Here is a 24,344-nt window from a genome sequence, read left to right as displayed (position 1 = left end):
GACTTGGGTCATGTTGCATATCGAGGACATGCGCATTCGTCGGGGTAGTGACTACCAGATCGTCTTGCCGCGCCTGATTCTTGGCCGTGGCGAGGTGGCGGCAATCACCGGCGCCAGTGGTTGTGGCAAGAGCACGCTGCTGGAAATGATTGGTCTGATCCTGCGCCCCGACGGGCTCGGCCAGTTCCGTCTGGGAGATGCCGATGGGCTTGATGTTGCCGCGCTGCTACGTGATGACCGCCAGGCGCAATTGGCTGATATTCGCGCTCAACGTTTGGGCTTCGTATTGCAGAGCGGCGGCCTGCTGCCTTTTCTCAGTGTGCAGCAGAATATCGAGTTGCCCCGGCGCATGCTTGGTCTACCAGGCAAGAGTGAGTTGGTTGACGAGGCCATCTCTCGCCTGCGCCTGCAATCCTTGCTGGGCAAACTGCCGGCGCAGCTGTCTATCGGCGAACGCCAGCGTGTGTCCTTCGTCCGTGCCATCGCTCACGAGCCCGACCTGTTGCTGGCCGATGAGCCGACCGCCGCGCTCGATCCTCTGCAGGCGCAACGCTTGTTCGAGCTGATCATCGAAATCGTTCAGCGCTTCCAGATCGCTGCGTTGCTGGTTACCCACGACTGGGATCTGGTGCGCGATTGTGCGATCCGCAACATCGTCGGCACGCTGCAGGGTGGTACCGCCGACGCTAGCGCCGATGGTACGGTGTTTCATGACGCGGCCTAAGGCTCGTCCCCGCCTGCGCCTGCTGATCGAGTTGGCAGCGCGTGACCTGTGGCACGACCGCAAGGTGTCGCTGTGCATCGTCGCCTCGCTGGTAGCGGTGATCGCGCCCCTGCTGCTGTTGTTCGGCCTCAAGCATGGCGTGGTCTCACAGCTCAATGACGAATTGCTCAGCGACCCGCGCAACCTCGAAGTGCGCATGCTTGGTAACTATGACCTGGCCGGCGGCTGGTTCGAGCGTTTGCGTGCCCAGCCCGGCGTAGGCTTTGTCATCCCGCTGACCCGTTCGCTGAACACCCAGGCCGACCTGCAGCGCGACAGCCAGCATTTTGTCGCTAATGCCGAAGTCATCCCTACAGCCAGTGGCGATCCGCTGATCGCTGCCTTGCCGGCGCCCGCGACGCTGGAGCAGGTACTGCTTAGTGCCAGTGCGGCGGGCCGACTCGGTGTGCAGGTTGGTGATACCTTGCGTCTGCTGGTGCTGCGCAAGCTCGATGGCAGCAACGAGCGTGGCGAACTGACGGTGACCGTTGGTGGGGTGCTGGAGAACAGCGCCTTTACCCGGCCGGCGGTGCTGGTGCACCTTGATCTGCTGGTGGCGATGGAAAATTTTCGCGATGGTTATGCCGTGCCGATGTTCGGCTTCCTCACTGGCGACGTGGCTCCGGTGCGCGAGCGCTATGCTCGTGCGCGCATCTACGCCCGGGGCCTGGATGATGTGGCCAGCATTGCCAGTTGGCTTGATGGCGAGCGCATAGAGAGCAGCACACGGGCGCGTGAGATCGAATCGGTCAAGGCCATCAGCCATGTGCTTGGCCTGATCTTCGCGGTGATCGCCTGGACTGCGGTGATCGGCTGCGTGGCCTCACTGGCCGGCGCCTTTCTCGCCAATATTGATCGCAAGCGTAAGGATCTGGCGCTGTTGCGTCTGCTTGGTTTTCAGCGTTCGGCAGCTGGCGCCTACGTGATGGTTCAGGCGGCGTTGCTCACCTGTCTGGCTTTTGCTCTGGGCTACGCTGCTTACCTGGTCGGTAGCCAGGTGTTCAATACAGCGTTGGGCGCCAACCTGTCCGACGACGGCTTCGTCTGCAAGCTGGAAAACATTCATATTTTGCTGGCCTTCGCCAGCGCATTGCTGATCGCCATCGTCGTGGCGGCTGTAGGAGGGTTTCGTGCGATCCACATTCAACCGGCTGAAAGCCTGCGTGACCTCTGAGCAGGCGTTGTTGGCAGCTGTGACGTTGCTGGCGCTGGGCAGTCTGCCTGCCCAGGCTGCCTGGGAGGAGAAGTACTACAACCCCAAACCGCTGGCCGATGACGTCATCCTGCCGATGCCATGCGAGGGCTCGTTGGTGTTGCGTAAGGTACAGGTTCCGGTCGCCAGCCCGATGGGTGACTATGGCGTGACCCTCGGTCAGGACAGCGATGAGTGGGGCTACATTGAGCAGGCCCGCCCCAGCTACATCGCCGGTAGTTTCACCGTGCAGAAACCGGAACCAGGGCGCTATTACCTGCTGGCCAAGTACGAGTTGAGCGAGCTGCAATACCAGGCCGTGATGAACGATACTTGCCCGACGCCTTCGACCAAGCTGCGCCTGCCGCAGGTCGGCATCAGCTGGTTCGACGCCACTGCCTTTGCCGACAAATACAGTCTGTGGCTACGTAAGAATGCCGCTGCCAAGTTGCCTAAGGAGGACGGCGCAGCGGGCTTCCTGCGTCTGCCGACCGAGGCCGAGTGGGAGTTTGCAGCGCGTGGTGGCATGGCTGTCTCCCAGGCCGAGTTTCGCGATATTCGTTTCCCCACGCCCGATGGTGGGCTCGGTGCTTATGCGTGGTTCGCTGGTGCGCAGTCGGCCAATGGCAAGCTGCAACTGACCGGTTTGCTCAAGCCAAATCCGCTGGGTCTACATGACGTTCTGGGCAACGTCGATGAGATGCTCTTCGAGCCCTTTCGCCTGAACAAGCTCGATCGCCAGCACGGCCAGGCAGGTGGCTACATTGTGCGTGGCGGTAACTACCTGACGCCGCAGGCCGAGTTGCGCACCGCATTACGTCAGGAACAGCCTTACTACGCCAGCGCTGGCGAGCAGAACAAGCTCAAGACCGGAGGTGTGCGCCTGGCTCTGGTGGCGCCGGTGCTGACCTCGCGCGAGCGCATCAAGCAGGTCGAGCAGGACTGGAAGAAACTCGGTACTCCGGCAGCGAGCAAGGCCTCAGGCAGCAAGGACAGCAAGGATCCGGTCGCAGAAATCGCCAGTATCGCCAGCGGCGTGCAGGATGATGCGCTCAAGCAGCAACTGGAAAAGCTGCGCGGCGATCTGCGTGCCAACACCCAGGCGCGTGACGAACAACGCGACCAGGCGATCCGCTCCGAACTGCAATTGGGCGCCTTCCTCTGCACCAAGCTCAAGGACGACGGCATGTTCCTCGATACTCTGGAAGGCAACTACAAGCGCAGTTGTGAAGCGGGTGAAGATGACCAGATGAGCCGCTGCGATGCGCGCAAAGAGCAGCTCGAAGGTCATCGAAAGGTGCTCGACTTCATGCTCAACTATTATGCCGACACAGTGGTCAGCGGCGCGCTCAACTACACCTCGGCCACCGTCGAGCCGCAAGTCAGTGTGGTGGCTCAGCAAATGGCGGCGCGCAGCAAAAGCAACCTGCGCAGTTACCTCGACACCCACTGGAAAAATCTGAATAGCTACATGAAAAGCGGCAAAGTAGCGCGCAGTCAGTGGCTGGAATCCTGTAAATCCATTTAAGCGAAGGACATGGACATGAAAGCAGTGACGTTGTTGGATCAACGGATGAAATGGGTCGCTCTGGGTCTCGCTCTCGTATTGACTGGTTGTCAGACCACCGGCACGACGCCAGCTGCCAATCAGGCGCCGGTCGACCCAAGACTTGCCAACAGCAGTTCGGCGCAGTTCTTCAGCAAGTCGGGCTGGCAAGCCTGCGCAGGTGGCGCGGTGGTCGGCATGCTCGCCTGCCAGCTGGGTAACCCGAGTAAGAAGGCTCAGTGTATGGTCGCTGCCGGGCTGGCTGGCTGTGGCGTGGGTATGGGCGCCAACTACTATCTGGATAACCAGCGCAGCCAGTATGCCAACGCGGAGGATCGCCTGGACGCGACCATCGCCGATGTGCGCAAGGATAACCAGGAACTGCAGATGCTCAGCGATACCGCGCGTAGCGTGATTGCCGATGACAAGCGCAAGATCGAGCAGATCAAGCAAGACATCGCCGCCAACAAGGTGCAGAGCGCCCAGGCGCAGAAGCAGATCGCCGAGATCGATGCCAACACTGCCTACCTGAAGAAATCCCTAGCCGACGTACGCTCCAAGCAGCAGGAGTGGACCAAGGTTGCCGCCGCCGAGCGCAACAATGGTGCCCGTACCGATACCTTGGATGCGGAGATCGGCAAGATGCAGAAGCAGGTTGCGCAGCTGGAGTCGGAAATTGATCAGCTGTACCAACAGCGCTCGTCGATCCGACTCGGTTGAGAGTCTGTTCGCGACCTGAACAGCTTTCGAGAAGCTCTCGGCCAACATGACAGGTAAGGTGCGCTTTGCGCACCTTTGCCGACTTTTTCGGTGTGCGCGGCACACTCTGCAGCGACAGCCTAATCAGGCTCCAAGGAATACGTCCATGCTTCCACTTCGCTCTCTTGTCTTGCTGGCTGGCATCGCTACGCTCGCCGGTTGTGCCGTCAGTTCGCAGGAATGCGACCCGCGTAATGCCGATGCCGGGTTCGCCACCAAATTCGGTTGCAAGACCCAGGGCGTTTACGCCCAGCGCGTCGAGGAGAAGGAAAAGATCCTGCTTGATGAGCAGAAAACTAACCAGCTATTCCGTGATGTCTACGCCGCCATTGAGCAGGAGAAAGCGTCTGTCGGCAAGGATCTGGCGACCCAGCAGGCGCAGTACGCTTCCTTGAACAAGTCGCTGAACGCCCTGCTTGGTGAACTCAAGAATAAGGCCAAGGGCAATCGGCGCATCGAGACAGAAATTGCTGCACTAGAGAACGACCTGAAAAATATCAACCTGCAGGAGAATCCGGCCGTGCTGCAGAAACAGGTTGAGCTGCAGAAACTACGTAGCAAGGTTTCCAGTCTGGAAAGCGATCTTGGCTTGCGTTGATCATTGCCGTTACACCTGCATGCTGATCGTTCCGCCAGCAGGCTTTTCCCTGACTACCTCAGCAGGAAGCTGACCGCCATGAAGCGAATTTCCCGCCTGTCCTCCCAAAACCGTAGCGCGGCAGATGCGCTGGCCGGTCATGGCGAACTCACGCAGATCCTGCGCCGGCACCTGCCGCCGAGCACGGCGACCCTGTACGCCAAGCCGAAGCAGGCTGAGGGTGATATCGTCGAGTGGTATTCGGATCTTGGCGGCCAGCCGGTACCGTTCAGCCAGTTGGATGAGAAGGAGGCGGCGCAGGTGCGCCACCTACTTGACGAGCGACTGGCTTCTATCGAACAACTGGCTAGCCAGCTCGATGCGCAGGGTGGCGATGGTGTACGCCAGGCGGCTCTGTTGCGTGAAGCGGCCCGTTATCCCGACACCTCGACCCTGTATTCGCTCAATGGCCAGCCGCTGGTGACCTTCTGGGGCGGTGGCCAACCCCCTGCGCCATCGATCACACCTGTTACCGCGGAAGCTGGTGCGTTACCGCCAGGTGCAGCAGCCGTGGTCAGCGAGGTGCCACGCAAGCGGCGCTGGTGGTTGTGGTTGCTGCTTGCCCTGCTATTGCTGGCCCTACTGGCGGCGCTCTGGTGGTGGTTGTTCTGTCGTGAGCCGGAAACCCCGCCTGTACCGGTCGAGCCCCCGGTGGCCGAAGAGGCGGCCGTGCCTGAGGAGGTTCCATCCGAGCAGGAGCCAGTGGAAGAGGAGCCTGTGATCGAGGAGCCCGAACCCGAGCCGGAAATTCCGCCGCCACCGCCGATTCCCGAGCCCAAGCCTGAACCAAAACCCGAGCCCAAGCCGGATCCTGCCGAGCTGCTGAAAAAACGTATCGATGGCATCGCCCGAGACTGTTCGGCCCTGCAGAAGCTGCAGCGCGAAGAGCCGTTGCTCAAAGACAACGCTGCCCTGCGGGAGCAGGTCGAGCAGAACTTGGCTAAGAACTGCAAGGAGCAGTTGATCACTAATGCCAAGAACCTGTGCCCCGATGAGCGGCCGAAGGAGTTGGCGCCGGAGATGGTCATTGTCTTCGATGCTTCCGGCTCCATGGATATCAGCATGCTGGCCACACCCAAGGAAATCGAACAGGCAACGATGGTGCAAGGGGTGGCCAATATCGCCACGCAACTGCTGCTTGGAACCAATGCCCCGAACACGATGGGTCGTGTATTCCGTGAACCCAAGCGCATCACCACGGCGCGCGAGGCGACTATTGGCGTGGTGCAACAGCTGCCCAGTGATGCCAACGCCGGACTGGTGCTGGTGGAGAGCTGTCCGGGCGCCCGCAGCGTCGGCTACTTCGGCCCTGGCCAGCGAGCCGATCTGCTGTCACGCCTACGCAACGTGACGCCGGTACAAGGCACGCCTCTGGCCGATGGCATCGCTAAGGCCGGACAGATGCTCGATGGGGTCAACCGGGAGTCGGTGATGCTGGTGGTGTCCGATGGCGAGGAGAGTTGCAATCAGGATCCCTGTGCGATAGCCCAGGCCTTGGCTCGCAGCAAACCGCACTTGAAGATCAACGTGGTCGATATCCTCGGCACCGGTGCCGGGAATTGCCTGGCGGCGGCGACCGGGGGCAAGGTGTTCACCGCGCGCAATGTCAATGAGCTACAGATCATGACTAGCCAGGCCGCGCAGGACGTGCTGCCGCCAGCGCACTGCAAGCGCTAATAACTAGGGCGGGTGCAAAGGGCGAGCGAGGCTAGGTTTGTATAGTGACCTGCATTTCAACCCTCGCGCTGCAGTGAGTGCAGGTCTGCGCCAGCATGTACCTTACGGTAACTCCAGCCCGCCACTGGCCTTGTGCAAGGCCCGCAGATGCTCGCCGAGGGCGACCAGATTCGCCTCGTTGGCTTCCAGCTCGGCCAGGCGCTCGGGTTGCAGCAGGTTGCGCACTTCTCCATCCAGCTCGTCGCTGAGCTGACGCAGTTGCTGCTGGCGGTCGCGGCTGCTGGCTTCCAGGCGTTCCCACTCGGCCTGTTGCGGCAAGCCGTAGCCGCCTTCGAGCAACTCTGCCGGGCGGCTGAGAAAGCCGCTGTTGGCGAGGATCTGTTCCAGTGCGATGCCAGCCTTGTTCAGGCTCGGGTCGCCGGCGGCGCGGCCGGTCAGGTAGCGGCGCTTGAGTTCATCCTGGGCCAGTAGCAACTGACGGCGCAGCGCGGCCTGCTCCAGCAGCAGCAAGGCAGCGCTGGCGCGCAGATCGGCCTGGTCGAACCAGCTGCGGCGTGCCTCGGCGGTCTGTTCCAACCAGGTTTCGACGCTGTCCTGAGTAATCGGCAGGCGTTCTCGCAGCACCTTGAACATGGCCTGGTACCGCTCACGGAAAGAGTCGAAGCGATAACCCAGCCGCAGTGCCTCGCGCGGGTCGTCGAGTACCTGGGTGTCGGCCAGACCGCGGGCGTCCATCAGTTCCAGCAGGCCGTTGGGCAGAATGCTGTCCAATGCCTGTAACTGCGGGTGATCGGTGCCGCTGCGCAGCAGCTTGAGGGTTTCTACCGCGCAGTTGTTGGAGATGAAGTAGTAGTCGCCGTCATAGCTCCAGTGCTGTTCGGCGGAACGTGCGACCAGTTGTTCCAGTTGCTCTCGCGAGAGCTTCAGCGGAACCGAAGACAGGCTGCGCAGTTCCACCTTGGTGTATTCGTCGATCACCTGCTCCAGGGGCAGGACGAATAAGCGCGAAGGGTAGACGCCGGTCAGGCCATCCCAACTGGAGAGCTGCAGATCGCCAACGAAGGCGCGATAGGACAGCACCAGGTGTTGGTCGAGATCCAGGCGGCAATCCGGGCCGCGTGGCCTACCGGGTGCGCAGATCACCAGGCGCAGCATGCTGTGGCCCCAACGGCTCATCCAGGCTTCGTTGGCTTCGGCCAGCAGGTAGTCGACCTGATAGACCCGCTCCGGGTCGAGGCGGGCCAGCGGCTGGTTGGCGAAGTCGCGACCGGCATTGAGGTAGGCGTAACCGTCGGTGCAGGGAGCGTCTGTTGGCGACCAGTTGAAATGTTCGCGGAAGTAGCGCGCCAGTGATGGACGCCGACAGGCGTAGCTGGGGTCGAGCAGGAAGTACTCGAGGTTGACCGCGACAAACTCCAGAGGGCTGCTCAGTTCGTACGGATCGGGGCTACGTGCGACCTGGCCATTGTCCATCTCACGCGCGCCGCGCTTGCCAACTCGTTGCGGCCAGCCTGCGAGATCGAGCAGGCGCGGATCATCACTGAGGGTGAAGCGGCGCTCGGTCTGACCGCGGCAGTCGTCCGGCAGGCCGACCGAACCCAGGCTGGCGGCGCGCTGGCGGCAGCGCTGAAGTTGTCTGCGCTGATCTGCAGGCCACAGGCGTGCGCGGTCATAGAGATGCGTCAGTTCATGAATCAGCGTAGCGAGTAGTTCGCGGCGCTGAGTGCCATGGGAGCGCCCTGTTTGCTGGCGCGCGGCAGAGCCGTCGACCAGCTTCGGCAGCAGGCTGGCATTGAGCTCGATACCGCTGAGGCGCCCCACCTGGCCGTAGACCGCTTCTGGCATGTCCTCACGCCAACTGACGCGTACGGTGCGATCCAGGAGTTCGATGAAGCGCGGCGGCAGGGCTGCCATGGCTTCTTCCAGCAGAAGCTGGCTGGCCTGGCGTTCGACTGGCGCCAGGCCGCGCTCGTCCAGTTCGAGGCGTAGCTGCGCCTGGGTAGCGCCTGCGGCGATGGCCAGCAGAGTGCTGAAGCCCCAGGCGCACAGGCGCATCACAGCGCGAGAATGGCTTCGGCCAGTTGCAGGTCGCTGGCGTTCTGCGCTTCGGGCAGTTGCTGGCGGATGGTCTGCAGGGCGGCTTCCAGTTGTACGCCACGAATCTCGCCCGCGCTGGCGACGAAGCTGGCGGCGTCGTCACGGGCCTGTACTACGGCTTTCATGTCGCGTAGCGAGGTGGTGGTGTCGGAGGTGAAATTGATGCTGCGATCCAGAGCGCGTACGACGATGTTGCTGGTGGCGACCACGGTTTGAGCCTGGGCAAGGCCACTGAACAGGGCGCAGACGGTGGCAAAGGTGAGAAGTGAACGGCGCATGGAGTGACTCCGAAAAACGGCGGATGAAGGCTTGGACGAAGTAGATGCCGGCCGGTTCCCGGACACCGTACGGCTTCGCTTGCGGGCGCTAAGGCTAGCGGAATCCGGGGTGAGGGCCAAGCTGTCGCCGTTCAGCTGTCTTCCCAGGCGAGGATGGCTTGCGCGAGCTGATCGTCACTGGTCTCGGGGTAGTGTGGACGCAGGTGCTGCAGGGCGGCTTCCAGGCGCACACCGATGATGGCGCCGTGGCTTGCCACGAATGCTGCCGCCTCGTCCCGAGCAGCCAGCAACATCTTCGTGTCACGCAGGCTTGCCTGACTGGCTTCGGTTATCGGTTCCGAGGTGAGGTCATTGGCCAGGATCGTCGGACCGATGATCGGCACTACCGTGGTTATCCAGGACATCATCAGAATCAACCAGCCTTCGTAGCTATCGCTGGACTGGGCGTGTGCGGGTTTTAAGGGGCAAAGCAGGAACAGGCAAAGCACCAGGCTGCCTGTGCGCAAACGAGCGTTCATCCATGAACCTTAGATAGATGTAGCGAAGGATTGTGAGTGTACGGCGTTCAGCTGATGCCTGCGGCTGCAGGGTTCACAGAATGCCTGCTGCCTTACTGGCTGAGGATGGCCTGCGCCAGTTGCAGATCTCCGGTATTCGCCAGTTCGGGGGCATGGCCGCGGATGAGAGCCAGGGCGGCCTCCAGGCGCACGCCACGAATGGCTCCGGCGCTGGCGACGAAGCTTGCAGCATCGTCACGTGCGGCGCGTACCACCTTGCTGTCACGCAGTGAGCTGGTCGCGTCGGAGAGGGCTTCGGCACTGGCCGCAACTGCTCCCAGCAAGGTATCCGTGGTCGCAACGAGGCTGCTGGCGCAGGCGCTACCAGCCATGCCCAGTGTGAGAAAGCTGGCGAACAGGGTTTTCTTCAGATGCATGCAGGACACTCCAGACGATGCGAGCACAGAGGCTGCTCGCTGGCGCAGCTTAGCCCAACGGTGTTGCTCGCTCCATTGCTGGCTCAGCGCCAGAAGGGTTTTTCCAGTTCCTCGCTGCGCTGAGCGTTACTGATGCCGGCATCGGCCAATTGCCGCGCATCCAGGCGGGCGAGTTGGCGGCGTGTGCGCATGTTGCGGTACCAGAGACGGATTCTGGAATAGAGCCCAAGCCAGTCAAGACCAGTAGGTTGGATGATGTCCGGGTGTTGTTCGCGTGTACGTTCCATGGCGGCTCTCCTGCCGAGAGACAAGGATGGGTAGCACATGATCGTATGCAGGCTCTTGCGAGTGCAGAGGCAATGAGGAGGAATTGTGCAGGGTCAGTTGTGCTTTTTTGACAACTGTACTGGTGATGATGATGCTGACTGTTGCGGATAAAACGAAAGCCCCACCGCAGCAGAGACGGTGGAGCTCTCAGAAGATCCCAACTTTGGGAGGGAGCAAAACGGTGAATCAGCGCCAGAACGGCTTGTTCAGTTCGGTGTAGCGCTGGTTCTCGCTGATGCCGGCGTCGGCGAGCAGGCGTGCATCCAGTCGAGCCAGTTGACGACGGCTGACGATGCGGCGCTGCCAGAGAACGAGGGTAGCGATCAGGCGCAGCGGCAGCGAGGCATGATTGCTGGAAGCAGTGCGTTGAGGGAGCAGGGCGGAACCGAGGATACGTTCCATGGTGGTCATCCTTCCGCTTGTGGCGGGTTGGTGTGCTGTTGATGGGTTCATTATCCCGAGCAGGCCACCGATGACGTAGTCACAGCTATAGAAAATTGCAGGGCTATTAGATAGTTTGCTTTGTAAGTGTTATGCCTGTTTTAAAGCCATCTGTACTGCCTATAAGTGAATATCCTGTGACTCTGCTTGAACATCAGGAGAATTTCCTGTGTAAGGCCTCTGCGGCTTAAGCTTTCGAGCAGTACAGTTACAAATTGATCTGTTCTGTTAGCTGACCTGAAAATCAGCTTTTCCTTTGCTGGTAGCCACAAAAAACCCGGCTCGAAGCCGGGTTTCCTGTCGGGTTGGTCAGCGTTTATTCCACCGCCTTGACCATGTCTTCGATGACTTTCTTGGCATCGCCGAAAACCATCATGGTCTTATCCATATAGAACAGTTCGTTATCCAGGCCGGCATAACCGCTGGCCATCGAACGCTTGTTGACGATCACGGTCTTGGCTTTGTAGGCCTCGAGGATCGGCATACCGGCGATCGGCGACTTCGGATCGTTCTTCGCCGCCGGGTTGACCACGTCGTTGGCACCGAGCACCAGCACCACGTCGGTCTGACCGAATTCGGAGTTGATGTCCTCCATCTCGAACACCTGCTCGTACGGTACTTCGGCTTCGGCCAGCAGGACGTTCATGTGGCCGGGCATACGACCGGCGACCGGATGGATCGCGTACTTCACGGTGACGCCACGGTGGGTCAGCTTTTCCGCCAGTTCCATCAGTGCGTGCTGGGCGCGGGCCACGGCTAGGCCGTAGCCGGGGACGATGACCACGGTGTCGGCGTTGGTCAGCAGGAAGGCGGCGTCATCGGAGGAGCCCGACTTCACGTTGCGCTCCTGCTGCGCGCCGGCTGGGCCGCCAGCGTCGGCATCGGCGCCGAAGCCACCGAGGATGACGTTGAAGAACGAACGGTTCATCGCCTTGCACATGATGTACGAGAGGATGGCACCCGAGGAGCCCACCAGCGAGCCGGCGACGATCAGCATTGAGTTGTTCAGTGAGAAGCCGATACCGGCTGCTGCCCAACCCGAGTAGCTGTTGAGCATCGACACCACCACCGGCATGTCGGCGCCGCCAATGGGGATGATGATCAGCACACCGATGACGAAAGCCAGCGCCACCAGGATGGCGAAGGCGGTGATGTCGCCAGTGAAGGTGTAGTACAGGCCCAGGCCGAGAATCGCCAGACCGATCACCAGGTTGAACAGGTGCTGGCCCTTGAATACCACAGGGGCGCCCTGGAACAGGCGGAACTTGTACTTGCCCGACAGCTTGCCGAAGGCGATCACCGAACCGGAGAAGGTGATGGCGCCAATGGCTGCACCGAGGAACAGTTCCAGGCGGTTGCCTGCCGGGATAGCGTCCCCCAGTGCGGCGACGATGCCCAGCGATTGCGGCTCGACCACCGCCGCGATGGCGATGAACACGGCAGCCAGGCCGATCATGCTGTGCATGAAGGCGACCAGCTCCGGCATCTTGGTCATCTCGACGCGCTTGGCCATGATGGTGCCGATGCTGCCGCCGACCAGCAGGCCGACGATGACGAAGCCCAGGCCTTGTACGGCAAGCTCGCTGCCGAGCTTGTAGATCAGACCCACGGTGGTCAGCACGGCGATGGCCATACCGATCATGCCGAACAGGTTGCCGCGACGCGACGTGGTCGGGTGCGACAGGCCCTTGAGCGCCTGGATGAAGCACACCGAGGCGACGAGGTAGAGAAGAGTGATCAGGTTCATGCTCATCAGTGCTTCTCCGCCTGCGCTTTCGGCGCCTTCTTCTTGAACATTTCCAGCATGCGTCGGGTGACCAGGAAGCCACCGAACACGTTCACCGCAGCCAGGGCCACGGCCAGGGTACCCATGGTCTTGCCCAGCGGGGTGACGGTGAGCGCGGCGGCCAGCATGGCGCCGACGATCACGATCGCGGAGATGGCGTTGGTCACCGCCATCAGTGGGGTGTGCAGAGCCGGGGTGACGTTCCAGACCACGTGGTAGCCGACATAGATGGCCAGCACGAAGATGATCAGGTTGTAGATACCGTCGGAAATCAGATCCATGTCCCTACTCCTTAGCCGTTCTTGCGCACGACTTCGCCGGCGTTGCACATCAGGCAGGCCGCGACGATGTCGTCTTCGAGGTTGAGCTGGAACTGGCCTTCCTTGTCGATCACGAGCTTGAGGAAGTCCAGCAGGTTGCGTGCATACAGGGCGGAGGCATCTGCCGGCACCAGTGCGGCCAGGTTGGTGTGGCCGACGAGGGTCACGCCGTGTTTGACCACCACTTGGTCTGCTTCGGTCAGCGGGCAGTTGCCGCCTTGCGCGGCGGCCAGGTCGATGACCACGGAGCCGGGCTTCATTTCTGCCACTGTGCTCTCATGGAGAAGCGTCGGCGCCTTGCGGCCCGGAATCAGCGCAGTGGTGATGACGATATCGGCCTGCTTGGCCTTCTCATGCACAGCCTTGGCCTGGCGCTCCATCCAGGATTGAGGCATCGGTCGGGCATAACCGCCCACGCCTTGCGCGCACTCACGCTCTTCGTCGGTTTCGAACGGTACGTCGACGAACTTGGCGCCGAGCGACTCGATCTGCTCTTTCACGGCAGGGCGTACATCGGATGCCTCGATCACCGCACCCAGGCGCTTGGCCGTGGCGATGGCCTGCAAGCCGGCGACGCCTGCGCCGAGGATCAGCACGCGAGCAGCCTTCACGGTACCAGCGGCGGTCATCAGCATGGGCATGAAGCGCGGATAGTGGTTGGCGGCGAGCATCACGGCCTTGTAGCCGGCGATGTTGGCCTGCGAGCTCAGTACGTCCAGGCTCTGTGCGCGGGAGGTTCGCGGTGCGGCCTCCAGGGCGAAGGCGGTGACGCCGCGAGCGTTCATGCGCGCGATGGCGTCATTGCAGAACGGGTTGAGCATGCCCACCAGCACGGCGCCGCTCTTCATATGAGCCAGTTCGGCGTCGGTGGGTGCGACCACCTTCAGCACCAGATCGGCGCCAAACGCGGCCGAGTCGTTGCCAATGGTGGCTCCAGCGGCTTCAAAGGCGCTGTCCGGGATGCTGGCACTGATGCCGGCACCGGCCTGGACGGTCACCTGGTGGCCCTGGCCAACCAGCTTCTTGACGGTCTCGGGCGTCGCGGCAACCCGCGTCTCCCCAGCATGGGTTTCGAGAGGAACACCGATGTGCACTTCTAATCTCCTGCGTGATCTTTTGAGTGAACCTGCGCACTACGCTGGCACGCCGGTGATTGGGGATCAGCACATAACCCGCCGGAAGGTGGCGAGCGCGGCGATTGTGCAATCGAACGCAGACCCTTACAAGAAGTTATGGAGTAAAAAAAATGGATTACTACAAGTAATGGGTCTATGAGGGATTTTTATACTGCGCGCAGCCCGCGTGGATTCTGGGGAAAGACAGGCAAGACGCAGCTTAGGACGTTGCTCAGGCATTCACGGCGAGAATGACCGCTGGTCGATTGATATCGGGTGTGGAAGGTAATGCACAGGGTGTTCGAAATAGTGCTATAGCCCGAAAGTAGTGGCCTTGGCGTACTTTTTCGCTAATTGGTTGTGTAGCGTGACTTATTTTTCGCTACTAGTCCCTATTTGTCCTTCTTGTGGCTCTAGGGTGTTAGTGGTGTCTACGGCTGCGCGTGGGTCATCGTTGCTGGTAAGCGTGCGCCTCGCCCAGTAGCCAGTCACGAAAGGCCTTCAGCGCTGCAGACTCGGACTTGCGTTCCGGCACCATCAGGTAGTAGGCGCGGTCACCGTTCGGTACGGTGCGGTCGAGGGCGATCACCAGGCTACCCTCTTCCAATTCGCGCTGGATCAGGAAGGGTGGGATCAGCGCGATGCCCATTTCGTGTCTCGCTGCCTGGGCCAGCATGGAGAACAGTTCCAGGCGAGGGCCGGTCATGTCGCGGGCGACGCTCATGCCCTGGGCTGCGAACCATTGGCGCCAGGCGTAGGGGCGAGTGGTCTGCTGCAGCAGGGGCAGGGCGGCGATGTGCTCGACTGTCACCGGGGTGTCACCCAGCAATCCCGGGCTGCACACCGGCAGCAGGTGTTCGTGCATCAGAAAGTGTGCCTCGGTGCCCGACCACTCGGCATCACCGTAATAGATGGCGGCATCGAAGTGGGTATCGGCGAACAGGAAGGGGCGTGTGCGGTTGGTCAGGTGCACCGTCACTTCCGGGTGCAAGCGCTGAAAGGCACGCAGGCGGGGGAGCAGCCACTGGGTGCCAAAGGTCGGCACCACCGCCAGTTCTATGCTGGTCGTGCCCTGGTTGCCCATCAGGGCCAGGGTGTCGCGCTCCACTGCATCGAGCTGCGCTGCGACTTTGCGGCTGTAGGCCACGCCCGCCTCAGTCAGCACCACGCCGCGCCGCGACCGCCGGAACAGCTCGACATTGAGGAAACTCTCCAGCCCGCCGATCTGCCGACAGATCGCGCTTTGCGTGAGGTTCAGCTCGTCGGCCGCCTTGGTGAAGCTCTGGTGACGTGCGGCCGACTCGAAGGCGACGAGGGCGGCGGTGCTGGGGATCTTGCGACGCATTGATGCAAAAGCCTCACTCATGAGCAGTATTTATGCCTGGTTAAGCTAGCTCGAAGTGAGGGAAAAGCACAGGTCTGTGCAAAATCTGCGTTTGTCCATTGCCTGCGGCCGGCCTAGGATCAATGTCATACCGGGTCGGCTGGATCGACCGCTCACATCACTGCTTCGAGGTTTCTCGTAATGGCCAAGGCAAGCTTCAACTGGATCGACCCTCTGCTGCTGGATCAGCAACTGACCGAAGAAGAGCGCATGGTGCGCGATAGCGCCCAGCAGTTCGCCGATGACAAATTGGCGCCGCGCGTGCTGGAGGCCTTCCGTCATGAGCAGACCGATCCGAAGATCTTCCGTGAGATGGGCGAAACCGGTCTGCTGGGGGCGACCATTCCTGAAGCCTACGGTGGCAGTGGTCTGAACTACGTGTGCTACGGCTTGATCGCGCGTGAAGTGGAGCGCATCGACTCTGGTTATCGCTCGATGATGAGCGTGCAGTCGTCGCTGGTGATGGTGCCGATCAACGAGTTCGGCAATGAGGCGACCAAGCAGAAGTACCTGCCCAAGCTGGCCAGTGGCGAATACATCGGTTGCTTCGGTCTGACCGAGCCGAACCATGGTTCCGATCCGGGCTCCATGGTCACCCGCGCCAAGAAGGTCGAAGGCGGCTACCGCCTGACTGGCAGCAAAATGTGGATCACCAACAGCCCGATTGCCGATGTCTTCGTGGTCTGGGCCAAGGATGATGCCGGCGAGATTCGTGGCTTCGTGTTGGAAAAAGGCTGGGAAGGCCTCTCTGCTCCGGCGATTCACGGCAAGGTTGGTCTACGCGCGTCGATCACCGGCGAGATCGTCATGGACAACGTGTTCTGCCCCGAGGAGAACGCCTTCCCGGATGTGCGCGGTCTGCGCGGCCCGTTCACCTGCCTGAATTCTGCCCGTTACGGCATCAGTTGGGGGGCGCTGGGTGCTGCCGAGTTCTGCTGGCACACCGCGCGCCAGTATGTGCTGGATCGCAACCAGTTCGGCCGCCCTCTGGCCGCCAACCAACTGATCCAGAAGAAGTTGGCCGACATGCAGACCGAGATCACTCTGGCGCTGCAAGGCTGTCTGCGTCTCGGTCGGATGAAAGACGAAGGCACCGCAGCGGTGGAAATCACCTCGATCATGAAGCGCAACAGCTGTGGCAAGGCGCTGGATATCGCACGCATGGCGCGCGACATGCTCGGCGGCAATGGCATCAGCGACGAGTTCGGCATTGCCCGGCACCTGGTCAATCTCGAAGTGGTCAATACCTACGAGGGCACGCATGACGTGCATGCGCTGATCCTCGGTCGCGCACAGACTGGCATTCAGGCGTTCTTCTAACGCCTCGTCCCTCTCAATGATTCCTGGTGCGCGTGGCGCACCTTATGGAGAAGCTTCATGTCTGGCGCCCTTTCCCATATCCGTGTGCTCGACCTGTCCCGTGTGCTTGCCGGCCCTTGGGCGGGGCAGATCCTCGGTGACCTCGGTGCCGAAGTGATCAAGGTGGAGCGACCGGGCTCGGGTGATGACACCCGACATTGGGGACCTCCTTATATAAAGGATGCCGAGGGCAATGATTCGCGTGAGGCAGCCTACTTTCAGAGTGCCAACCGCAACAAGCAGTCGCTGACCCTCGATTTCACCCAGGCCGAAGGTCAGCGCTTGGTGCGTGAGCTGGTCGCGCAGTGCGACGTGTTGCTGGAAAACTTCAAGGTCGGCGGCCTGGCGGCCTATGGCCTCGACTATGAGTCGTTGAAGGCGATCAACCCGCGCCTGGTCTATTGCTCCATTACCGGTTTCGGCCAGACCGGGCCCTATGCCAAGCGCGCCGGCTACGACTTCATGATCCAGGGGCTGGGCGGCCTGATGAGTCTGACTGGGCGTCCGGACGGTGAGGAGGGCGCTGGGCCGATGAAGGTCGGTGTGGCGCTGACCGACATACTCACCGGGCTCTATGCCACCGTAGGTGTGCTGGCTGCACTGAATCAGCGTGAGCAGTCTGGTGTCGGTCAGCATATAGATGTGGCATTGCTCGACGTGCAGGTCGCCTGCCTGGCCAATCAGGCCATGAACTACCTGACGACAGGTGTATCGCCCAAGCGGTTGGGTAATGCTCATCCCAATATCGTCCCCTATCAGGATTTCCCCAGTGCTGATGGCAACTTCATCCTGGCGGTTGGTAACGACGGACAGTTCCGCAAGTTCTGCGAAGTCGCAGGTATTGCACACCTTGCCGATGACTCGCGTTTCGCCACCAACAAGGCGCGTGTCGCGCATCGTGCTGAGCTGATCCCGCTGCTGCGCCAGGCGACGGTGTTCAAGAATACGACCCAGTGGATCGAACTGCTGGAAACGGCCGGGGTGCCCTGTGGGCCGATCAATGATCTGCAGCAGGTGTTCGCTGATCCTCAGGTACAGGCGCGGGGGCTACGCCTTGATCTGCCCAATGCGCTGGGTAGTAGTACACCGCAGGTCGCCAGTCCGCTGCGCCTGTCTGCTACGCCGGTAGCGTATCGTTCAGCTCCGCCACTGTTAGGGCAGCACACCGAGGCCTTGCTGGAGCGGCTACTGGGCATGAGTGAAGCTCAGGTTGCTGCGTTACGTGAGGGTGGAGTGGTCTAAGTATTTCCGCCCTCTATATAAGAAGGCGAAGGTCTCTGGAGCGATATGCGCATTTTTTGCCTTTCAGGGGTTTACAGCGCGCCGCGCTCATGTAGAATGCGCGCCTCGCTGAGACGAACCCTGGTTCGGCGAAGCGCTAAGTTGTTGAGATAGAAAGAAAATTTCTTCAAAAACAACTTGACGGAGTAACGAGGTGCTGTAGAATGCGCGCCTCACTGAAGCGGAAGAGATGAAGCTGAGGTTGCTCCAGGCGGTTGAGTAGAAAGAAGTTTCTCCGGAAACAAAATCGAAAAACAGCTTGACAGATAGAAAGGCTGCTGTAGAATGCGCGGCCTTGGTTGAGGCGAAAGACTTAACCGAATGTTCTTTAACAACTGAATCAAGCAATTCGTGTGGGTGCTTGTGAGGTAAGACTGGTAGTCGACTGATTATCAGCATCACAAGTAACACTCGTGAATTCGAGAGTTTATTTGCGATTGCTGAGCCAAGTTTAGGGTTTTCTCAAAACCCAAGCAGTATTGAACTGAAGAGTTTGATCATGGCTCAGATTGAACGCTGGCGGCAGGCCTAACACATGCAAGTCGAGCGGATGAAGAGAGCTTGCTCTCTGATTTAGCGGCGGACGGGTGAGTAATGCCTAGGAATCTGCCTGGTAGTGGGGGATAACGTTCCGAAAGGAACGCTAATACCGCATACGTCCTACGGGAGAAAGCAGGGGACCTTCGGGCCTTGCGCTATCAGATGAGCCTAGGTCGGATTAGCTAGTTGGTGAGGTAATGGCTCACCAAGGCTACGATCCGTAACTGGTCTGAGAGGATGATCAGTCACACTGGAACTGAGACACGGTCCAGACTCCTACGGGAGGCAGCAGTGGGGAATATTGGACAATGGGCGAAAGCCTGATCCAGCCATGCCGCGTGTGTGAAGAAGGTCTTCGGATTGTAAAGCACTTTAAGTTGGGAGGAAGGGCAGTAAGCTAATACCTTGCTGTTTTGACGTTACCGACAGAATAAGCACCGGCTAACTTCGTGCCAGCAGCCGCGGTAATACGAAGGGTGCAAGCGTTAATCGGAATTACTGGGCGTAAAGCGCGCGTAGGTGGTTCGTTAAGTTGGATGTGAAAGCCCCGGGCTCAACCTGGGAACTGCATCCAAAACTGGCGAGCTAGAGTACGGTAGAGGGTGGTGGAATTTCCTGTGTAGCGGTGAAATGCGTAGATATAGGAAGGAACACCAGTGGCGAAGGCGACCACCTGGACTGATACTGACACTGAGGTGCGAAAGCGTGGGGAGCAAACAGGATTAGATACCCTGGTAGTCCACGCCGTAAACGATGTCAACTAGCCGTTGGGTACCTTGAGTACTTAGTGGCGCAGCTAACGCATTAAGTTGACCGCCTGGGGAGTACGGCCGCAAGGTTAAAACTCAAATGAATTGACGGGGGCCCGCACAAGCGGTGGAGCATGTGGTTTAATTCGAAGCAACGCGAAGAACCTTACCTGGCCTTGACATGCAGAGAACTTTCCAGAGATGGATTGGTGCCTTCGGGAACTCTGACACAGGTGCTGCATGGCTGTCGTCAGCTCGTGTCGTGAGATGTTGGGTTAAGTCCCGTAACGAGCGCAACCCTTGTCCTTAGTTACCAGCACGTTATGGTGGGCACTCTAAGGAGACTGCCGGTGACAAACCGGAGGAAGGTGGGGATGACGTCAAGTCATCATGGCCCTTACGGCCAGGGCTACACACGTGCTACAATGGTCGGTACAAAGGGTTGCCAAACCGCGAGGTGGAGCTAATCCCATAAAACCGATCGTAGTCCGGATCGCAGTCTGCAACTCGACTGCGTGAAGTCGGAATCGCTAGTAATCGTGAATCAGAATGTCACGGTGAATACGTTCCCGGGCCTTGTACACACCGCCCGTCACACCATGGGAGTGGGTTGCTCCAGAAGTAGCTAGTCTAACCTTCGGGGGGACGGTTACCACGGAGTGATTCATGACTGGGGTGAAGTCGTAACAAGGTAGCCGTAGGGGAACCTGCGGCTGGATCACCTCCTTAATCGAAGACTTCAGCTTTCTCATAAGCTCCCACACGAATTGCTTGATTCATTGTAGAAGACGATGCTGTAACGCGACCCTGTTATAGGTCTGTAGCTCAGTTGGTTAGAGCGCACCCCTGATAAGGGTGAGGTCGGCAGTTCAAATCTGCCCAGACCTACCAATTCAGGTGCAGATGCTTACGGGGCCATAGCTCAGCTGGGAGAGCGCCTGCCTTGCACGCAGGAGGTCAGCGGTTCGATCCCGCTTGGCTCCACCACTTACAGTTTGATCGTAGTGAAAGAGTTCAGAAATGAGCATTCCTGCTGAGGCAGAAGAGTGTTGATTTCTGGTCTTTTGACCAGTCGAAACATCGTTCTTTAAAAATTTGGGTATGTGATAGAAGTGACTGATTAATTGCTTTCACTGGCAATTGATCTGGTCAAGGTAAAATTTGTAGTTCTCAAGACGCAAATTTTCGGCGAATGTCGTCTTCACGATTGAGACAGTAACCAGATTGCTTGGGGTTATATGGTCAAGTGAAGAAGCGCATACGGTGGATGCCTTGGCAGTCAGAGGCGATGAAAGACGTGGTAGCCTGCGATAAGCTCCGGTTAGGTGGCAAACAACCGTTATGACCCGGAGATCTCTGAATGGGGGAACCCAGCCAGCATAAGCTGGTTATCTTGTACTGAATCCATAGGTGCAAGAGGCGAACCAGGGGAACTGAAACATCTAAGTACCCTGAGGAATAGAAATCAACCGAGATTCCCTAAGTAGTGGCGAGCGAACGGGGACTAGCCCTTAAGTTGATTTGAGATTAGTGGAAGGTTCTGGAAAGTTCCGCCGTAGTGGGTGATAGCCCCGTACACGAAAATCTCTTATCAATGAAATCGAGTAGGACGGAGCACGAGAAACTTTGTCTGAACATGGGGGGACCATCCTCCAAGGCTAAATACTACTGACTGACCGATAGTGAACCAGTACCGTGAGGGAAAGGCGAAAAGAACCCCGGAGAGGGGAGTGAAATAGAACCTGAAACCGTATGCGTACAAGCAGTGGGAGCCTACTTTGTTGGGTGACTGCGTACCTTTTGTATAATGGGTCAGCGACTTATATTCAGTGGCGAGCTTAACCGAATAGGGGAGGCGTAGCGAAAGCGAGTCTTAATAGGGCGCTTTAGTCGCTGGGTATAGACCCGAAACCGGGCGATCTATCCATGGGCAGGTTGAAGGTTAGGTAACACTGACTGGAGGACCGAACCGACTACCGTTGAAAAGTTAGCGGATGACCTGTGGATCGGAGTGAAAGGCTAATCAAGCTCGGAGATAGCTGGTTCTCCTCGAAAGCTATTTAGGTAGCGCCTCGTGTATCACTGCTGGGGGTAGAGCACTGTTTCGGCTAGGGGGTCATCCCGACTTACCAAACCGATGCAAACTCCGAATACCAGCAAGTGTCAGCACGGGAGACACACGGCGGGTGCTAACGTCCGTCGTGAAAAGGGAAACAACCCAGACCGTCAGCTAAGGTCCCAAAGTTATGGTTAAGTGGGAAACGATGTGGGAAGGCTTAGACAGCTAGGAGGTTGGCTTAGAAGCAGCCACCCTTTAAAGAAAGCGTAATAGCTCACTAGTCGAGTCGGCCTGCGCGGAAGATGTAACGGGGCTCAAACCATACACCGAAGCTACGGGTTCATCCTTTGGATGAGCGGTAGAGGAGCGTTCTGTAAGCCTGTGAAGGTGAGTTGAGAAGCTTGCTGGAGGTATCAGAAGTGCGAATGCTGACATGAGTAACGACAATGCGAGTGAAAAACTCGCACGCCGAAAGACCAAGGTTTCCTGCGCAACGTTAATCGACGCAGGGTTAGTCGGCCCCTAAGGCGAGGCAGAAATGCGTAGTCGATGGGAAACGGGTTAATATTCCCGTACTTCTAGTTACTGCGATGGAGGGACGGAGAAGGCTAGGCCAGCACGGCGTTGGTTGTCCGTGTTTAAGGTGGTAGGCTGATTTCTTAGGTAAATCCGGGAGATCAAGGCCGAGAGCTGATGACGAGCGTTCTTTTAGAATGCGAAGTGGTTGATGCCATGCTTCCAGGAAAAGCTTCTAAGCTTCAGGTAACTAGGAACCGTACCCCAAACCGACACAGGTGGTTAGGTAGAGAATACCAAGGCGCTTGAGAGAACTCGGGTGAAGGAACTAGGCAAAATGGCACCGTAACTTCGGGAGAAGGTGCGCCGGTGAGGGTGAAGTATTTACTACGTAAGCCCATGCCGGTCGAAGATACCAGGCCGCTGCGACTGTTTATTAAAAACACAGCACTCTGCAAACACGAAAGTGGACGTATAGGGTGTGACGCCTGCCCGGTGCCGGAAGGTTAATTGATGGGGTTAGCGCAAGCGAAGCTCTTGATCGAAGCCCCGGTAAACGGCGGCCGTAACTATAACGGTCCTAAGGTAGCGAAATTCCTTGTCGGGTAAGTTCCGACCTGCACGAATGGCGTAACGATGGCGGCGCTGTCTCCACCCGAGACTCAGTGAAATTGAAATCGCTGTGAAGATGCAGTGTATCCGCGGCTAGACGGAAAGACCCCGTGAACCTTTACTATAGCTTTGCACTGGACTTTGAGCTTGCTTGTGTAGGATAGGTGGGAGGCTTTGAAGTGGGGACGCCAGTTCTCATGGAGCCATCCTTGAAATACCACCCTGGCAACCTTGAGGTTCTAACTCTGGTCCGTTATCCGGATCGAGGACAGTGTATGGTGGGTAGTTTGACTGGGGCGGTCTCCTCCCAAAGAGTAACGGAGGAGTACGAAGGTGCGCTCAGACCGGTCGGAAATCGGTCGTAGAGTATAAAGGCAAAAGCGCGCTTGACTGCGAGACAGACACGTCGAGCAGGTACGAAAGTAGGTCTTAGTGATCCGGTGGTTCTGTATGGAAGGGCCATCGCTCAACGGATAAAAGGTACTCCGGGGATAACAGGCTGATACCGCCCAAGAGTTCATATCGACGGCGGTGTTTGGCACCTCGATGTCGGCTCATCACATCCTGGGGCTGAAGCCGGTCCCAAGGGTATGGCTGTTCGCCATTTAAAGTGGTACGCGAGCTGGGTTTAGAACGTCGTGAGACAGTTCGGTCCCTATCTGCCGTGGACGTTTGAGATTTGAGAGGGGCTGACCTTAGTACGAGAGGACCGGGTTGGACGAACCTCTGGTGTTCCGGTTGTCACGCCAGTGGCATTGCCGGGTAGCTATGTTCGGAAAAGATAACCGCTGAAAGCATCTAAGCGGGAAACTTGCCTCAAGATGAGATCTCACTGGAGCCTTGAGCTCCCTAAAGGGCCGTCGAAGACTACGACGTTGATAGGTTGGGTGTGTAAGCGCTGTGAGGCGTTGAGCTAACCAATACTAATTGCCCGTGAGGCTTGACCATATAACACCCAAACAATCTGCCCTCAAAGCAGAGGGTGTCGATGGTGAAGTCGACAGAAAGCCGAAAGTTTGCAAGAACTACAAATTACGAATCACATACCCAATTCGCTGTAGCGGCTAACCCCGAGACAGCAACAAATTGCTTGACGACCATAGAGCGTTGGAACCACCTGATCCCATCCCGAACTCAGTAGTGAAACGACGCATCGCCGATGGTAGTGTGGTGCTTCACCATGTGAGAGTAGGTCATCGTCAAGCTCCTATACGAAACCCCAGATCGCCTAGCGGTCTGGGGTTTCTTCTTTGTGGCAAAGAAAACAACGAGTGCGTGGGGCGTGTGCTGCGCGCATCGCCAAGGACGACGACAGGTCGGTGCGCACGGCGCACCCTACGGAAATCGTGCAGCAACGAAAAGGCCACCGTCAGGTTCCTTGAGGATCAATCGCCGGGGGAGCGCTGGCGATGGGGTTGGCTACGAAGTATTTGTGCCTGAGGCTTAACGGCCAATCGAATCTTGTCGCCTTGCTTTGACGAATCACAGCTTGTCAGGACGTTGTCATCTGTTCCGATGACATCGATTGATAAGTCCTGATCCTTGCGATCCCACTCAGGCGTAGCGAGCACCAAGGCATTCTCTTATGCGTCAATCGAGTCGTATCACTTTCCGTTCCACCTTCCGCATCAAGATCAGTGACCGTGAGAGCGACACGTTGATCGGTTATGCCGGCGATCTGTCTGAATGCGGGATGAAGTTGCTCGGCGACACGCTCGTCGAACCCGGTAGCGAACTCAAGTTGCGCATACGGATGCGTGACCGTGAAGGAGAAATGCGCCAGGTCGATGTGGACATGGCCTGTCAGTGGTCGCAGGAGAATATCCGTACAGGCTTCTTTGAAGCCGGGCTGTCGTTGCTTGGCGAGTCGTCGCAGTACGTGGAGCTGGTCGAAGGCATGCGCAACAAGCGTAAGACGCAGGCATGAAAAAGGCGCCGATCAGGCGCCTTTGTCAAAAGCTTACGAAAAGCC

The 24,344-nt window shown here is 58.8% G+C and carries 18 protein-coding genes, 2 tRNA genes, 3 rRNA genes and 1 pseudogene; 14 read left to right on the top strand and 10 right to left on the bottom strand.

Annotated elements, in window-relative coordinates:
* Nucleotides 1-10: 10 nt before the first annotated feature.
* The 6 genes from HS968_RS25090 (at nt 11) to HS968_RS25065 (ending at nt 6,574) form a co-directional block, all read left to right on the top strand.
* Nucleotides 11-724, top strand: coding sequence for an ABC transporter ATP-binding protein (locus tag HS968_RS25090; RefSeq protein ID WP_182369198.1), 714 nt, complete (start codon nt 11-13; stop codon nt 722-724).
* On the top strand, nt 711-1,937 hold the full coding sequence (locus HS968_RS25085) for an ABC transporter permease (protein WP_182369196.1): 1,227 nt from the start codon (nt 711-713) through the stop codon (nt 1,935-1,937). Before HS968_RS25090 ends, HS968_RS25085 begins: the two co-directional genes overlap by 14 nt.
* Nucleotides 1,927-3,483, top strand: a complete 1,557-nt coding sequence (locus HS968_RS25080) for a formylglycine-generating enzyme family protein (protein WP_182371684.1) — start codon at nt 1,927-1,929, stop codon at nt 3,481-3,483. The genes HS968_RS25085 and HS968_RS25080 overlap by 11 nt, the downstream gene beginning before the upstream one ends.
* 15 nt (nt 3,484-3,498) lie before the next feature.
* On the top strand, nt 3,499-4,221 hold the full coding sequence (locus HS968_RS25075; protein WP_182369194.1) for a hypothetical protein: 723 nt from the start codon (nt 3,499-3,501) through the stop codon (nt 4,219-4,221).
* A 145-nt stretch (nt 4,222-4,366) separates the two neighbouring features.
* Nucleotides 4,367-4,858 (top strand): coiled-coil domain-containing protein, encoded by a 492-nt coding sequence (locus tag HS968_RS25070; RefSeq protein ID WP_182369192.1) that lies wholly within the window; start codon nt 4,367-4,369, stop codon nt 4,856-4,858.
* 78 nt (nt 4,859-4,936) lie between these two features.
* Nucleotides 4,937-6,574 carry a VWA domain-containing protein gene (locus HS968_RS25065; protein WP_182369190.1) on the top strand — a complete coding sequence of 546 codons (1,638 nt, stop codon included), beginning with the start codon at nt 4,937-4,939 and terminating at the stop codon, nt 6,572-6,574.
* 102 nt (nt 6,575-6,676) lie between these two features.
* Here the strand turns inward: HS968_RS25065 and HS968_RS25060 are convergent, their stop codons facing one another.
* From HS968_RS25060 to HS968_RS25015, 10 genes and pseudogenes are all read right to left on the bottom strand, one after another.
* The gene (locus HS968_RS25060; RefSeq protein ID WP_182369188.1) at nt 6,677-8,632 is read right to left on the bottom strand and encodes a DUF7844 domain-containing protein; all 1,956 of its coding nucleotides are present in this window, start codon (nt 8,630-8,632) and stop codon (nt 6,677-6,679) included.
* Nucleotides 8,629-8,949: a DUF2388 domain-containing protein gene (locus HS968_RS25055; protein ID WP_119694858.1), complete on the bottom strand. Its 321-nt coding sequence runs from the start codon at nt 8,947-8,949 to the stop codon at nt 8,629-8,631. The genes HS968_RS25060 and HS968_RS25055 overlap by 4 nt, the downstream gene beginning before the upstream one ends.
* Before the next feature lie 131 nt (nt 8,950-9,080).
* Nucleotides 9,081-9,467, bottom strand: a complete 387-nt coding sequence (locus HS968_RS25050; protein ID WP_238338880.1) for a DUF2388 domain-containing protein — start codon at nt 9,465-9,467, stop codon at nt 9,081-9,083.
* A gap of 92 nt (nt 9,468-9,559) precedes the next feature.
* Complete coding sequence (locus tag HS968_RS25045; RefSeq protein WP_182369186.1) at nt 9,560-9,883, bottom strand: DUF2388 domain-containing protein; 324 nt, start codon at nt 9,881-9,883, stop codon at nt 9,560-9,562.
* 83 nt (nt 9,884-9,966) lie between these two features.
* A pseudogene (locus tag HS968_RS26860) lies at nt 9,967-10,071 on the bottom strand (DUF1127 domain-containing protein); the annotation flags it as partial.
* A gap of 325 nt (nt 10,072-10,396) precedes the next feature.
* Nucleotides 10,397-10,612 carry a DUF1127 domain-containing protein gene (locus HS968_RS25035; RefSeq protein ID WP_106738161.1) on the bottom strand — a complete coding sequence of 72 codons (216 nt, stop codon included), beginning with the start codon at nt 10,610-10,612 and terminating at the stop codon, nt 10,397-10,399.
* A 355-nt stretch (nt 10,613-10,967) separates the two neighbouring features.
* Nucleotides 10,968-12,404: an NAD(P)(+) transhydrogenase (Re/Si-specific) subunit beta gene (locus HS968_RS25030; RefSeq protein ID WP_119694854.1), complete on the bottom strand. Its 1,437-nt coding sequence runs from the start codon at nt 12,402-12,404 to the stop codon at nt 10,968-10,970.
* On the bottom strand, nt 12,404-12,718 hold the full coding sequence (locus HS968_RS25025) for an NAD(P) transhydrogenase subunit alpha (protein ID WP_003241061.1): 315 nt from the start codon (nt 12,716-12,718) through the stop codon (nt 12,404-12,406). Before HS968_RS25025 ends, HS968_RS25030 begins: the two co-directional genes overlap by 1 nt.
* Before the next feature lie 11 nt (nt 12,719-12,729).
* Nucleotides 12,730-13,851, bottom strand: coding sequence for a Re/Si-specific NAD(P)(+) transhydrogenase subunit alpha (locus tag HS968_RS25020; RefSeq protein ID WP_182369182.1), 1,122 nt, complete (start codon nt 13,849-13,851; stop codon nt 12,730-12,732).
* Nucleotides 13,852-14,320: 469 nt separating this feature from the next.
* Complete coding sequence (locus HS968_RS25015) at nt 14,321-15,217, bottom strand: LysR family transcriptional regulator (RefSeq protein WP_182369180.1); 897 nt, start codon at nt 15,215-15,217, stop codon at nt 14,321-14,323.
* 180 nt (nt 15,218-15,397) lie between these two features.
* Between HS968_RS25015 and HS968_RS25010 the strand changes: the two genes are divergently transcribed.
* The 8 genes from HS968_RS25010 (at nt 15,398) to HS968_RS24975 (ending at nt 24,299) form a co-directional block, all read left to right on the top strand.
* Nucleotides 15,398-16,576 (top strand): acyl-CoA dehydrogenase, encoded by a 1,179-nt coding sequence (locus tag HS968_RS25010; protein WP_119694851.1) that lies wholly within the window; start codon nt 15,398-15,400, stop codon nt 16,574-16,576.
* A gap of 57 nt (nt 16,577-16,633) precedes the next feature.
* Nucleotides 16,634-17,857: a CaiB/BaiF CoA transferase family protein gene (locus tag HS968_RS25005; protein ID WP_182369179.1), complete on the top strand. Its 1,224-nt coding sequence runs from the start codon at nt 16,634-16,636 to the stop codon at nt 17,855-17,857.
* Nucleotides 17,858-18,377: 520 nt separating this feature from the next.
* Nucleotides 18,378-19,914: ribosomal RNA gene (locus HS968_RS25000) — 16S ribosomal RNA — on the top strand.
* A gap of 85 nt (nt 19,915-19,999) precedes the next feature.
* Nucleotides 20,000-20,076: transfer RNA gene (locus tag HS968_RS24995), tRNA-Ile, on the top strand.
* A 20-nt stretch (nt 20,077-20,096) separates the two neighbouring features.
* Nucleotides 20,097-20,172, top strand: a tRNA-Ala gene (locus HS968_RS24990).
* A 253-nt stretch (nt 20,173-20,425) separates the two neighbouring features.
* A 23S ribosomal RNA gene (locus HS968_RS24985) occupies nt 20,426-23,320 on the top strand.
* A 141-nt stretch (nt 23,321-23,461) separates the two neighbouring features.
* Nucleotides 23,462-23,577, top strand: a 5S ribosomal RNA gene (gene rrf, locus HS968_RS24980).
* Together the 16S, 23S and 5S rRNA genes with 2 tRNA genes alongside form the textbook arrangement of a ribosomal RNA operon.
* A 380-nt stretch (nt 23,578-23,957) precedes the next feature.
* Nucleotides 23,958-24,299, top strand: coding sequence for a PilZ domain-containing protein (locus tag HS968_RS24975; protein ID WP_119693952.1), 342 nt, complete (start codon nt 23,958-23,960; stop codon nt 24,297-24,299).
* The last annotated feature ends 45 nt before the right edge of the window (nt 24,300-24,344 follow it).

The organism is Pseudomonas berkeleyensis (assembly GCF_014109765.1).
GTDB classification, from domain to species: domain Bacteria; phylum Pseudomonadota; class Gammaproteobacteria; order Pseudomonadales; family Pseudomonadaceae; genus Aquipseudomonas; species Aquipseudomonas berkeleyensis.
Note: the sequence above shows the minus strand (reverse complement) of the source record. Positions and strands in the feature narration are given on the sequence as shown.